Origin of the sequence: Marinobacter xiaoshiensis (assembly GCF_031631795.1) — a bacterium.
Taxonomy (GTDB): domain Bacteria; phylum Pseudomonadota; class Gammaproteobacteria; order Pseudomonadales; family Oleiphilaceae; genus Marinobacter; species Marinobacter xiaoshiensis.
In genome coordinates this window covers 104,201-117,635 of sequence record NZ_JAVMBO010000014.1, presented here as the reverse complement: position 1 = coordinate 117,635, position 13,435 = coordinate 104,201, and the positions used below count along the sequence as shown (strand labels likewise).

Genomic DNA, 13,435 nt, shown 5'->3' with positions numbered 1-13,435 from the left:
CAATATTGAGTAGCTAAAGCGGGTAATTGATCAACGCCAAAAACTGTATGGTTCCCGCGATGGCGCCAAATATGCCACCAACAAACATGAGCTGTATCTCCTCCTCGCGAAATGCCGGTCGGAGTATGTCCTGAAACTCTGCAGGCTGCAGCGCTTTCATTTGCTCAGCCAATACCCTGGCCACAACAGGCGCACGCTCCTTGTTAAAAGCGGGGTCGCTGAATACGTCCTGTGTTGCATGAAGTGCCTGCTGATTCATCGCCTTTTTCAACTCGGTATAGCCGCTCATCCCAACCGTTACCTGAGCTGTAAGCTTCACTAGCAAGGAGTTGTCCATCAGGGGCCTCAAGTGCTTCTGTATAATTGCACGAGTGCGGTCGCCCCGACATCCGTTTATCATGGCATCCGCCACTTTCTCGACAGTAATCAGCTCTTCTGCAACCAAGGTTGCCCAGATGTCACTGATTTCAGGCTGGCGCCTCAGAAACAGCCCTTGTATATGCCAGAACAGAAAGCGGCGAGGCTTCAGAGGCGAAAAAATAAGATTAATCGCAAGCCAGTTCGTTACAAAGCCGATTACAAACCCGCCAACCGGCAGCAACCAAGGTTCGGGATAGCGCGACCAGAGCGGAGCAAGTACGCAGCCAAGAATGCCTCCGATGATAGCCCCACGGTTGATGACCGATCTGAGCTCAACCGCGCCGGCCTGCTTGAATATGCGGTTCATCAAATCGGGGTGCTGCTTCAACTCTCTGCTTAGCAGCGCTTTGAGATCAACCAGCTCATCAAGATCATCACCAAAATCCTCAACAAGATCTTCAATGCGAGCCGGCAATTGTTCCCGCGCCCATTGGTATATGCGCCTGCGCAAAAACATGGGCAAGTTATCCCAGAGCACCGGCTGAATCTCGTACATCATTTCATCAATGTATTCGTCGAGTCGTGGCGTTACCTGCGAAAGAACCTGTTCAACAATCTTTTGAGGCTCAAGCTTTTGATAGACGGCATTAAGATCACCAAACTGCCGAAGTGTTCGGTCGATACAGATATGGGCCATTTTCTCGGCTTTACGCGGAATTACGCCTTGCCAGCCAATAACTCCAAGGCCGACAAACTGCACCGGGTAAAAGGACATCTGTATTGCAAGCCAATTGGTAAACCAGCCTACCAAGGCGGCCATGATGGGCACGGAAATAAACGCAGCGTCAAACAAGCGGAACCCCGGTTTTCAAATACAGGCATTTTACCTGCAGCTTTTTTCATTTGTGGTCGGGCGGGCCATCAGTTGCCGCCTCTGATTGTAGAACGAATGATGCGATAGCCCGCAATCTGTGACATTGGCCGAGAAGCCATCGTTACACAGCAACTGTGGCAGCGAAATCAGGAAAAGCTTTAGAGCTGAGAACCAGAGGGAGAAAGAGTACAGCTGAAAGGAAAAGCAATGCACCCGGGATACCTGCGATGTATCTGGCAGATATTCCGGGATCTGACGTAAACTTACATCAGCAATGGCAACCGGGCTTAAAGCCTGCGAGCATTATTGGTAGTACGCGTTCTCGGTCTTCGAGTGATCCGTCACATCACGAACGGCTGTGATTTCTGGCACTCTGTCTTTGAGCGTGGTTTCTACACCCTGCTTCAGAGTAAGGCTAACCGCTGAGCAACCCTGACAACCGCCACCAAAACGCAATACTGCAACGGAGCCGTCGACAATTTCCACTAGCGAAACGTCACCACCGTGGGCCGCCAGGTTCGGGTTGATTTCTGAAGCCAGAACGTAGTTCACCCTGTCTGGCAAAGGCGCGTTTTCATCAACGTTTGGAACCTTGGCATTCGGGGCTTTGATCGTTAGCTGGCCGCCCATCTGATCCTTGGAATAGTCTACATACGCTTCTTCAAGGAAGGGTACAGAGTTGTGATCCAGGTACAGCGTGAACTTTTCAAGATCGACCTGCTCATCTGTAGGTACAATCTCGTTGGGAGGGCAATAAGCCAAGCAGGTTTCAGCATTTTTAGTGCCCGGCTGGGTTACGAAAATCCGTACGCCCATGCCTTCCACATCCTGCTTTTCGATAAGTTGTGCAAGATAATCCCGTGCGGGATCTGTCACAGTAACCAATGCCATGTTATCAACCCGTTGGTAAGTTTAGATTCATTTTAAGGGAGTTCGTGGCAACATGAAAGACCAACCAATTTAGTTGGTCTTTCCCAGGGTAGTAACTTTCCCTTACCATAGGCCGTCCACACGAACTTGATGCAAGTAAAGAATAACTGGGCGCGGAACTACGACTGTCGCCAGCATTTTTGCTATGATCCCGCGCCATTGGACCAAACACGCCGTTAATGACGACATCCGGAATACTGACTATGACCGATCGCAATACTCGCCTGGAACAACTTCACAAAGCCCTGAAAGAGCGCATTGTGATTCTCGATGGCGGCATGGGAACCATGATCCAGAACCTGCAACTGGACGAGAAAGCGTTCCGGGGCGATCGGTTCGCCGACTACGACCGTGAAGTAAAGGGCAACAACGACCTGCTCAATATCACTCAGCCTGCCCTGTTGCGGAATATCCACGCTGAATACCTGGATGCAGGCGCAGATATTATTGAGACCAACACCTTTAACTCCACTCGCGTATCCCAATCGGACTACGGCCTTGAAGAAATCTCAAGGGAGCTGAACGTAGAGGCCGCAAAGCTGGCACGGCAAGTAGCGGACGAGTATACCGCCAAAGACCCTTCCAAGCCGAGATTTGTGGCAGGCGCCGTTGGGCCAACCTCACGCACGGCGTCTTTATCTCCCGACGTGAATAACCCTGGCTACCGAAACACTGACTTTCAGAGCCTGGTTGATAACTACTATGAATCGGTAGAGGGCCTGGTTGAGGGCGGTTGCGATATTATCCTTATCGAAACCATATTCGACACGCTCAACGCTAAAGCTGCCATTTACGCAACTCAACAGTACTTCGAAGACAGTGGTATAGAACTGCCTATCATGATTTCCGGCACTATCACTGATGCCTCCGGCCGCACGCTTTCAGGCCAGACAACAGAAGCCTTCTGGAACTCGATTGCCCACTCTCGCCCGATCTCTGTGGGGCTTAACTGCGCTCTGGGCGCCGATGCCTTGCGCCCTTACGTTGAAGAACTCTCAGCCAAGGCAGAAACCTACGTTAGTGCGCACCCGAATGCTGGCCTCCCTAACGAGTTTGGTGAGTACGATCAGACACCGGAAGAAATGGCTGAAATTATTGAAGGCTTTGCCCGCGACGGATTCCTTAATATTATTGGCGGCTGCTGCGGTTCGCGGCCTGACCATATCGAAGCCATAGCCAAAGCCGTTGCCAAGTACCCTCCCCGCAAGATTCCTGAGCGTCCAAAAGCACTTCGCCTATCAGGCCTTGAACCTTTCACAGGTGACGAAAACACTCTTTTCATCAACGTTGGTGAGCGCACCAACGTTACCGGCTCCAAGCGCTTCTTGCGCCTGATTAAAGAAGAGCAGTATGAAGAAGCCCTGAGCGTTGCCCGGGACCAGGTTGAGAACGGTGCTCAAATCATCGACATCAACATGGATGAAGGCATGCTGGATTCCAGGGAGGTGATGGTCACCTTCCTGAACCTGATTGCCTCCGAGCCGGACATCTCACGCGTGCCCATCATGCTCGATTCATCCAAATGGGACGTCATTGAAGCCGGGCTACGCTGCATTCAGGGGAAGGCGGTGGTTAACTCCATCAGCCTTAAAGAAGGCGAAGAAGCCTTCATTAAACACGCAAAGATCTGCATGCGATACGGCGCGGCTGTTGTGGTTATGGCCTTCGACGAACAAGGGCAAGCGGACACCTTTGAGCGTAAAACCGAAATTTGTAAGCGCTCTTATGACGTTCTGGTCGGCATTGGCTTCAATCCGGGCGACATTATTTTCGACCCGAACGTATTTGCCATTGCCACCGGCATTGAAGAACACAACAACTACGCAGTGGATTACATAAACGCCTGTCGCTGGATTCGGAAGAACCTGCCCCACGCATCCATTTCAGGTGGTGTAAGTAACGTCTCCTTCTCCTTCCGTGGCAACGATGTGGTGCGTGAAGCCATCCACTCCGTGTTTCTTTACCACGCCATCAAAGCCGGCATGAACATGGGTATCGTAAACCCCGGGCAGCTGGTTATTTACGATGAGATTGAGCCAGAGCTGAAAGAGCTGGTTGAAGATGTTGTACTCAACCGTCGCGAAGATGCCACGGATCGCTTGTTGGAAATTGCTGAGCGTTTCAAGGGTAAAGGCGGCAAAACCCAGGAAGAAGATCTGGCCTGGCGTGAATGGCCCGTCATAAAGCGGCTAGAACATTCGCTGGTTAAGGGTATTACGAACTTCATTATTGAAGATACAGAAGAATGCCGCCAACAGGCCGAGCGCCCGATTCATGTAATTGAAGGCCCGCTGATGGACGGCATGAACGTGGTTGGCGACCTGTTCGGCGACGGAAAGATGTTCCTGCCCCAGGTAGTTAAAAGCGCCCGAGTTATGAAACAGGCGGTTGCCCACCTTATTCCCTTTATTGAAGCAGAGAAATCTGAAGACCAGCAGGCTAAAGGCAAAATCCTGATGGCCACGGTTAAGGGCGATGTTCACGATATAGGCAAGAACATTGTTGGCGTAGTGCTGCAGTGCAACAACTACGAAGTGATTGACCTTGGGGTTATGGTGCCCAGCGATAAAATTCTGGCCGCAGCCAAAGAGCACAATGTCGACATCATCGGCTTGAGCGGCCTTATCACACCGTCACTGGATGAAATGGTGCATGTTGCCCGTGAGATGCAGCGCCTGGATTTCCATCTGCCATTGATGATTGGCGGTGCCACCACATCCAAGGCACATACGGCTGTTAAAATTGAGCCCCACTATAAAAACGACATTGCCCTTTATGTGTCTGATGCCTCTCGCTGCGTGAACGTCGCTTCACAACTGCTCAGCAAAACTGCCAAGCCTAAACTGGTTAGCGATGCGCGTGAGGAATACGACATGATCCGGGAACGCCGCAAGCAGCGCGGTGACCGCACCAAGCTCGTCAGCCTGAAAGAAGCTCGGGCACGGGCTCCGGAAATCAACTTTGACAACTACGTTCCACCCAAGCCGACCTTCACGGGAATACGGCGGTTTGAAGAGTACGACCTGAAGGAGCTTGAACCTTACATCGACTGGACGCCCTTCTTCATCTCTTGGGATATCGCCGGCAAATATCCCCAGGTATTCGACGACCCCAAACGCGGTGAAGCAGCGCGAAACCTGTTTGATGACGCCCAGGTTATTCTTCGCAAAATGGTTGACGAGAAGCGCGTAAGCGCCTCTGGTGTGATTGGTTTTTGGCCAGCACACCGCCGTGGCGATGACATTGTGGTCTATACAGACGAAAGCCGCACTGAAGAGCTAACCACCCTGCACCACTTGCGCCAGCAGGATGAAAAAGCCCCGAACAAGTCGATGATGGCGCTGTCAGATTTTGTGGCAGAAGAAGGTTCTGAGCATTGCGACTATGTTGGTGGCTTTGCGGTAACCACCGGTATCGGCGCGGAAGAAATGTCGCTGGAGTACAAAAACGCCAACGACGACTACAACGCGATCATGGTCAAAGCCCTCGCAGACCGCTTGGCGGAGGCCTTTGCAGAACGCATGCATGAGCGGGTACGCAAAGAGTTCTGGGCATACAACAGCGATGAGCAACTGGCTAACGAAGATCTGATCAAGGAGCGGTACCACGGAATTCGTCCGGCGCCTGGCTACCCGGCCTGCCCTGACCACACAGAGAAAGCGACTCTGTTCAAGCTGCTCGATGCCACCGCCCAGACCGGTATCGAGATTACAGAAAGCTTTGCCATGTTCCCAACAGCTGCGGTTTCGGGTTGGTACTTCTCACACCCTGAGTCCAAGTTTTTCTCTGTGGGTAAAATTGGCGTAGATCAGGTTGAAGACTATGCTGAGCGTAAAGGCCTTTCAAAAGCGGAAGCAGAGCGCTGGTTGGCACCAAGCCTTGCCTATGATCCAGCGGAGTAAAGGCCAGGCTCGCACCCAATCAGGATGAGTTTTTATGGCAGATACGCCAGGCAAAGATAAAAACAAAAACGAAAAGCCTCAAGGGCCAGGTGTTTTAAAAGTAATCCAAAGCGTGGCTGCCGGCGCTCTGGGCGTTCAGTCCAGCAAGCGCCGGGAAGAGGATTTTGGCAGCCACAGCCCATGGCCCTATGTCATTGGTGCCCTTCTCTTCACCGGCCTCTTTATCGGCACTCTTATCGTGGTTGTGCAGATGGTTTTGTCTGGCCGGTAATCCTTACTGGCCAGATACCCACAGCACCGCAAACGCCACAACGAGCCCAATAATTACTACTGCAGCTACAGCGTCAATGGTGCTATCTGATTGCATCGAGTCCTTCATTCCCTGCTCCTGTTATGTAAAACCTGCAACTTTGATGTTGAGTGAGACGACCGCTCACTTAAGTTTCTCCGTATCAGTAAAGCACCAAATTGACATTCGTCCAGCTCACCGCGCGAGCCCTTATCACCATAATCGATAAACATATCTTGAAATAATCGTTTCTAGTATAAGGGGCGACTGTTATCCTTCGTTTCAGATATAAGGCGCCGGCTTCCATAACCACGCTTTCACGATATTATTTCCGCGGGATCTCTCTACTATGTACGTATACGACGAACACGATCGGCAAATGGCTGTCGAGCGGGTTGCACAATTCCGGGACCAGACCGAAAGGGCTTTGGCCGGTGAATTGGCTGAAGATGAATTTTTGCCCCTTCGTTTGCAGAACGGGCTATACGTGCAGCGGCTCGCACCCATGCTGCGCATCTGTGTGCCTTACGGCATGCTGCGCTCGGTTCAACTTCGCCGCCTGGCCCGTATCACCCGGGATTACGACAAGGGTTATGCGCACTTTACAACCCGCCAGAACATTCAGCTAAACTGGCCCAACCTGGAGGATGTGCCTGACATTCTTGCCGAGTTGGCAGAAGTCGAAATGCACTCCAACCAGACCAGCGGTAACTGCATCAGAAACACCACAACTGACCAGTTTTCTGGCGTACAGTCCGATGAGCTTACAGACCCGCGACCTTACTGCGAAATCATTCGCCAGTGGTCTACGTTTCACCCGGAATTCGCTTACCTGCCCCGGAAGTTCAAGGTTGCGGTAAACGCCTCAGAGAAAACCGACAGGGCGGCCATTCAGGTTCACGACATAGGTCTTCAGATTGTACGTAATGAAGCAGGCGAACTGGGCTTTCGGGTTCATGTAGGTGGTGGTCTCGGGCGAACGCCCATGGTGGCTCCGGTTATCCGAGAGTTCCTGCCGGAACTCGACCTGCTGACCTATCTGGAATCGGTTCTCCGGGTTTATAACCGCTATGGCCGCCGCGACAACAAATTCAAAGCCCGCATCAAGATTCTGGTGAAGGCGTTAACGCCAGAAGGCTTTGCGGAGAAGGTTGAGGCTGAGTGGGCTCACATCAAGGACTCCCCCAGCCGACTAACCCCTGAAGCTATCGATCGCATCAAGTCCTACTTTACCGAGCCGGCTTACGCCATCCTGGATAATGCGACTGAACTTCTCGCCCAGCAAAGGTTCGAGAATCGTGGTTTCGACCAGTGGCTTAAATACAACGTGGATGTTCACAAAAAGCCCGGTTATGCGATTGTTTCTCTGACTATGAAAAAAACCGGGACCCCACCGGGAGATGTGACGGATCGGCAGTTAGAGCAGATTGCAGATCTGGCCGATGAATACAGTTTTGGCGAAGTTCGGGTCACCCATGAGCAGAATGTGGTGTTGGCCGATGTGCGTCAGGATCGTTTGCTGGAACTCTGGCAAGAGATTGTGCCTATGGGGTTTGGCACCGCCAACCTGAACATGCTGACGGATATTATTTGCTGCCCGGGCGGTGACTTCTGCGCTCTGGCAAATGCCAAGTCGATTCCTGTGGCAGATGCGATTCAGCGCCGCTTCGATAATCTGGAGTTCCTGTACGACCTTGGTGAAATCGATTTGAATATTTCAGGCTGTATGAATGCCTGCGGTCATCACCACGTAGGAAACATCGGTGTTCTTGGGGTAGACAAGAAAGGTGAGGAGTTCTACCAGGTGAGCCTTGGTGGGGCATCACAACACGACGCCACTATCGGCAAGATACTGGGCCCATCTTTTGCTCGGGATGATATGCCGGATGTGATCGCCAAGATTATTGACGTGTACGTTAACAAGCGCACGGAGGAAGAATCGTTTCTGGATACCTACCGCCGTGTTGGAATTGATCCTTTCAAGGAGCGGGTTTATGCCTGACATTATTTTCCGGGATGGCAGCATCCGTCAGAACCAATGGAATGTGGTACAGCGCCCTGAAAATGGCGAAGCTTTGGATATTCCAACACAGCAGCGCGTGTTGATTCCAGCTGACCTGTGGGTTGAAAATCGTGAGCGGTTTATTGGTAATGACGACGTCGGCGCATGGCTCGATAGCCATGATGAGCCGGAGATTCTGGCAGATTATGTGAATGATCTGCCGATGATTGCGGTTAACTTCCCCAAGTTCAGCGATGGCCGGGGCTATAGCTCTGCTCGCCTTTTGAGGGAGCGGTTTGGCTTCAAGAATGAGCTGCGGGCAATTGGGGATGTGCTGCTGGATCAGCTTCAGTTTATGAAGCGTTGTGGCTTTGATACTTATGAGTTGCGCCCTGATAAGGATATTCGCAAGGCGGCTCGGTGTCTGAATTTCTTCAGTCAGGGATATCAGGCTGCTACGGATACCGACTTGCCGTTGTTTCGGCGTCGGGCTTCTTGAAGCTCTGACCCGGAGTCTGCCGCCAGAGCGCGGCTACTCGTCAAAACACGCTGTGGATACGTCCTTGTACGCTTGGCTCCGCCATCCATGGCTCCGCACAGTTTTGACGAGTAGCCCCGCTCTGGCGGCTTAAATTATGGCGTTTTAGATCGCGTGATCTAAAATGATTTTTCCTGATGACTCGCCTTTCAAAAAGGCGTTTAGCGCACGTTCCAGATCAGCACGGCCAATCCTTTTTGCAGACGCTTCCGTCTTCTCGCACTTCCAGTCACCCGCAAACTTTTCCCATACGGCTTCTTTGTCCGCCAGCGGAATCTCCACTGAATCAACACCCAGCAGGTTTACACCCCGCAGGATGAATGGAAGCACCGTTGTTTGTAGCTGTGGGCCAGCAACCAGTCCGCAGCAGGATACGGAACCGCCCGGTTTGATTTGCTTTAGCAGTTCGGCAAGAGGTAACCCGCCTACTGTATCCACGGCATTGGCGAAGGCCGGTTTCAGCATGGGCTTCCTGTCTTCGGCCAGTGCGTCGCGGCCAAGCACTTGTGTTGCACCCAGAGCTTTGAGGCTTTCGGCATGGTCGGCTTTGCCGCTGATCGCGACTACGTCGAAGCCAAGTTTTGCCAGCAGTTCTACAGCAACGCTGCCAACTGCACCTGAGGCACCGGAGACTGCCACTCTGCCCTGCTCTGGCCTGGCACCCATGGTCAGGAGTTTTTGCACGCACAAACCGGCTGTGAGGCCGGCAGTACCGTAGATCATGGCGGCTTGAGCACCCCAACCAGAGGGCATGGGAACACACCAAGCGGCGGGTACCCGGATGTACTCGCCAAAACCTCCAGCGGTGTTCATGCCCAAATCATAGCCGGTTACGATAACCTGGCTGCCTACTGCCGGGGTTCCCGTGGCGGACTCAACCACTTCGCCTGCGGCGTCTATGCCTGGTGTATGTGGAAAGGATCGACTAACGCCTTTGTTTCCAGAGGCCGAAAGCGCATCTTTGTAGTTCAGCGAGGAGTGGCTGACTTTTATCAGCACTTCGCCAGCCGGGAGATCGGCCGTGCTCAGGGTCTGTTCTGTGCCTTTGTAGTTGCCATCTAGCTCTTCAACTCTCCAGGCTTTGAATTCGACATCGCTGGTCATGGCCTTCTCCAATTTTAGTTAGCTACTGGATTTTCTGGTTGCGAAACGCACTCAACACTTTCCATACGGTGTGTTCCAGCGCAGAGCTGGTTGCCAGCCCGAGTTTTTCAGGCAAGGTTCGTTTACGTTCGAATGACACTGATACTACGTCTGCCCTGTCACAAGCCTCAATGAGATATTCGTCGGAGGTTTTGATCTCATCAATCAGCTTTACGTCCAAGGCACGTTTTCCGAACCAGATATCACCGGTAGCTACTGCCGCAATATCCAGCTCTGGCCGGCGCTCGCTAACGTAGTCTTTGAACAGGTCGTGGGTGTCTTCCAGATCTGCAAGAAACTTCTGTCTGCCTTTATCGGTATTCTCCCCGAATATGGTCATAGTGCGCTTATGCTCGCCCGCGGTCAGAATCTCAAAGTCGACGTTGTTTTTCTTGAGCAGGCGATGGAAGTTTGGCAGTTGTGCCACAACGCCAATCGAGCCAAGAATCGCAAAGGGCGAAGCAATGATACGATCTGCCACGCAGGCCATCATGTATCCACCACTTGCCGCCACCTTATCGACACAAGCGGTCAGACGAATGCCTTTGCTGCGAATACGATCAAGCTGTGCAGCCGCCAAGCCATAGGAGTGCACCAGCCCGCCGCCACTTTCCAACCGGATAACAACTTCATCTTTGCCGGGCTCAGCCACGCTTAATACGGCAGAAATTGCCCTGCGCAGTGGGTCGGTATCACTTGCTTTGATATCGCCGTCAAAATCCAGCACAAAAATCCGTGCTGGCGTTGTTTCTGGCTTATCTGTATCCGGTTTCTTGGCTTTATCCGCCTTTTTATCAGCTTTCTCTTTTTTCTTTTTAGCCTTGCTCCAGGCTTTCAGTTCCTGGTCAGTCATCAGGCGCGCCTGAATAGATTCCCGCAATTTGCGGTACTTTTCGTTGAGCTTACGTATTTGCAGCTCACCGTCGTCGTCTTCTCCGTCTTTATCTTTCTGGGTTGCTGCAACAATAATTGAAACCACCACAACTGCCGCAATAACAAAGGTGATCACTTTTGCCAAAAACAAACCGTATTCAGTCAGGAACGCCAAATCGCTTCTCCAGCCAGTTAAGCAAGCACGAGAGTGTAACTTACCGAAACTCTGGTGATAAGCAGAGCAAAAAAATTAAAACAAGCGTTCGATCGGGCTTGACAGTGATTAAGTCTCCCCATAAAGTCGGGAAGCGAAGTCGGCTCTATCCGGCAGCTGCCAACGATGGCTTGTGAAGCCATGCATACAAAGCAGTTTTCAATACAAGACAACCACCAAACAAAGGGTAAAAAAATGTCTGTAGATCAAATCTTTGAAAAGCTCGAGCAGAACTTCAACGCAGATGCCGCTCAGGGCCTGGACTTGGTATTCCAGTTTGATATCGAAGACGACAAGACCCACCACCTGGTCATCAAAGATGGCACATGCAAGCTGCACGAAGGCCCTCACGACGATCCTTCTGTAACACTGATCATGAACTCTGAAACCCTGCAGGGTATCGTGTCTGGCGAAACCGACGGCATGCAAGCTTTCATGGCTGGTCAGCTGCGCGCTGAAGGCGACATGATGCTGGCTACCAAGCTGGGTGAGCTTTTCAACATGGGCTGATTTCGCCCCTGTGAGCAGACCAACGCTCATAAAAAACCCGCGCATTGCGCGGGTTTTTTATTATCTGGAGGAGCGTTTCAAACACTCATCAAAGATCCACATCATCCAGGGATGTTTCCGCCAAACGCAGCAGATCTACGTTACTCTCCTCACGCTTGCCAATCCCCTCAATATAGTACTCGAGAGATGTCAGTGCATCCGCCAAAGCTTCCAGAACCTGGTTCCCCGGTGCATCGCGAGAATCCAGCATGCGTTCCTGAATAGAGGCTGCCACACGCTCAAGCACGTGGGCAGCGCCTGGGTCATTTATCATCTGCAACCCGCCCCAAATGCTGTGCAGGGTTGCAGGCAGGTTAGCCAAATGAAGCTTGTCATAATCCGACTCCACAAACGCGGTAATCGCGCGCTTCGCCAACGTTAATGCGCCACGGGCTTCATCCGCAACTACATACACAGCTTCCTTGAAGTACATAGACTCTTCACGGCTGCGCTCGCTGCCCGCCAGTGCGTCAGTTTCAGCGGTAATGCCCCGGCTGACGATTTGCATAACAGCGTCTTCAATACCCAGCACAGAATCCGCAAGGCGGAAAAGCTCTTCCTCTCCGGGCAACCGTGATTCTGCTTCCCAGTTGCGAAGCCTGCCTGCTTCTTCGCGAGCTATGGTCGCAAGCCGATTAAGGTCCAGCATAACCAGGGTGTTAGAAAGGCGTTCCAGAGCATCTGCAATGGAGGACAGCTCTGCCAGATCCGGCTCTATGCCGCGCTCGATAATATCCAACTTGTCTTTTAGCTGGTTGAGTTCATCTTGCAGTGCCTCGGATAGCGACGTCAGTACGTCAGTACCAGGGCCGTACAATCTTCTTGCATGGGCTTCAAGAATGGAATCCGGAAACTCAGCTGGTGTGAGCTGGAATTCTGAAAGTACACGAGTCACTTCGGGATTACCGGAGCCACTGCGATAAAGCAGATATACCAGGTCGCGAATGAGTGAATCGGGCGCATCTTTAGCGGTTGCTACCTTGCCGACATACACCAGTTCCCGCGAGTACTTTTCAATGCGCATAAACGTGCGCTTGCGGGCTTTGGTAAACGGCATGGCACGGTCAAGCATGGTGTCTGCCACGATCGCAACGAGGCACCACATTTGTCCCATTGGGGCACCTTGACACAAACGAACAAAACCACGAGCGGCGCGGCTTATGAGTTTTTGGCTCACCACAGGGTTTCGATCCCTGAGAATACCGAGCAAAGCTACCTGAAACGTAAGGCGCATCCGCCGGGCAACGATTTCGTACTCAGCCTCATTACCTTCAAAATCAGACACCTTTAAACCAGCGCAAAAATTCCGCTGATCTTTTACGTCCACATCAAAAAAGCAGGACTCGGGATAAGGTTTTTCCCGGCGAGCTTCTCGCAGTTCGTTAATTACGGGCAATAACAATTCAGGATGGTCTGCACGCTGCTGATGGTAGTACTCAACATAGCGGCGAAGAATAAACAGCGCATTGCTCAAGGTGGTGAGTAGTATGTTCTTGTCATCGTTGGCGCCGACAGGAACATCGTTGGCCATTGCCACGGCCTCCTGGCACAGAAGCGTACCACCGCGAAGCTCCACCAGGATAAAGATGCCACGAAGCTGATTGAGGAAATCCAGACAGTTCTGCAAATCCTCCCCGCTTTCACGGTTTTCCTGAAAGCGCTCAAGACTGGATTCTGCCTGCTTGATGGTCTGCTCTATTTCACTTTTGACCAGATCAAACGACTGCGATTTCGTCGCAAGAGACGATTGAACCATAAACG

Annotated in this window: 10 protein-coding genes; 5 read left to right on the top strand and 5 right to left on the bottom strand. The window is 52.0% G+C overall.

Annotation, left to right across the window (positions count from 1 at the left end):
* Positions 1–13: 13 nt before the first annotated feature.
* Together RKA07_RS10370 and nfuA are read right to left on the bottom strand one after the other, a co-directional pair.
* Positions 14–1,213 carry a DUF445 domain-containing protein gene (locus RKA07_RS10370; protein WP_310966281.1) on the bottom strand — a complete coding sequence of 400 codons (1,200 nt, stop codon included), beginning with the start codon at positions 1,211–1,213 and terminating at the stop codon, positions 14–16.
* Positions 1,214–1,537: 324 nt separating this feature from the next.
* On the bottom strand, positions 1,538–2,125 hold the full coding sequence (gene nfuA / locus RKA07_RS10365; protein ID WP_227714611.1) for a Fe-S biogenesis protein NfuA: 588 nt from the start codon (positions 2,123–2,125) through the stop codon (positions 1,538–1,540).
* Positions 2,126–2,367: 242 nt separating this feature from the next.
* On the opposite strand from nfuA, the gene metH reads away from it, so the two are divergent.
* From metH to RKA07_RS10345, 4 genes are all read left to right on the top strand, one after another.
* Entirely contained in the window at positions 2,368–6,066 is a 3,699-nt protein-coding gene (metH, locus tag RKA07_RS10360; protein WP_200200742.1) for a methionine synthase, read from the top strand.
* Positions 6,067–6,100: 34 nt separating this feature from the next.
* Positions 6,101–6,337, top strand: a complete 237-nt coding sequence (locus RKA07_RS10355; protein ID WP_200200743.1) for a DUF2970 domain-containing protein — start codon at positions 6,101–6,103, stop codon at positions 6,335–6,337.
* A 367-nt stretch (positions 6,338–6,704) separates the two neighbouring features.
* Positions 6,705–8,357 (top strand): nitrite/sulfite reductase, encoded by a 1,653-nt coding sequence (locus RKA07_RS10350; protein ID WP_200369535.1) that lies wholly within the window; start codon positions 6,705–6,707, stop codon positions 8,355–8,357.
* Complete coding sequence (locus RKA07_RS10345) at positions 8,350–8,856, top strand: DUF934 domain-containing protein (protein ID WP_200369534.1); 507 nt, start codon at positions 8,350–8,352, stop codon at positions 8,854–8,856. Before RKA07_RS10350 ends, RKA07_RS10345 begins: the two co-directional genes overlap by 8 nt.
* Before the next feature lie 144 nt (positions 8,857–9,000).
* Here RKA07_RS10345 and RKA07_RS10340 read toward each other — a convergent pair whose 3' ends face one another.
* Both RKA07_RS10340 and sohB read right to left on the bottom strand, forming a co-directional pair.
* A complete protein-coding gene (locus RKA07_RS10340) occupies positions 9,001–9,999 on the bottom strand; it encodes a YhdH/YhfP family quinone oxidoreductase (protein ID WP_200369533.1) in 999 nt (332 codons plus the stop codon).
* A gap of 22 nt (positions 10,000–10,021) precedes the next feature.
* Positions 10,022–11,086, bottom strand: coding sequence for a protease SohB (sohB, locus tag RKA07_RS10335; protein ID WP_200369532.1), 1,065 nt, complete (start codon positions 11,084–11,086; stop codon positions 10,022–10,024).
* 234 nt (positions 11,087–11,320) lie between these two features.
* Between sohB and RKA07_RS10330 the strand changes: the two genes are divergently transcribed.
* Positions 11,321–11,635, top strand: a complete 315-nt coding sequence (locus tag RKA07_RS10330; RefSeq protein WP_200200748.1) for an SCP2 sterol-binding domain-containing protein — start codon at positions 11,321–11,323, stop codon at positions 11,633–11,635.
* Between the two features lie 88 nt (positions 11,636–11,723).
* Here the strand turns inward: RKA07_RS10330 and RKA07_RS10325 are convergent, their stop codons facing one another.
* Positions 11,724–13,430 carry a FimL-related protein gene (locus tag RKA07_RS10325; protein WP_200200749.1) on the bottom strand — a complete coding sequence of 569 codons (1,707 nt, stop codon included), beginning with the start codon at positions 13,428–13,430 and terminating at the stop codon, positions 11,724–11,726.
* Between the last annotated feature and the right edge of the window lie 5 nt (positions 13,431–13,435).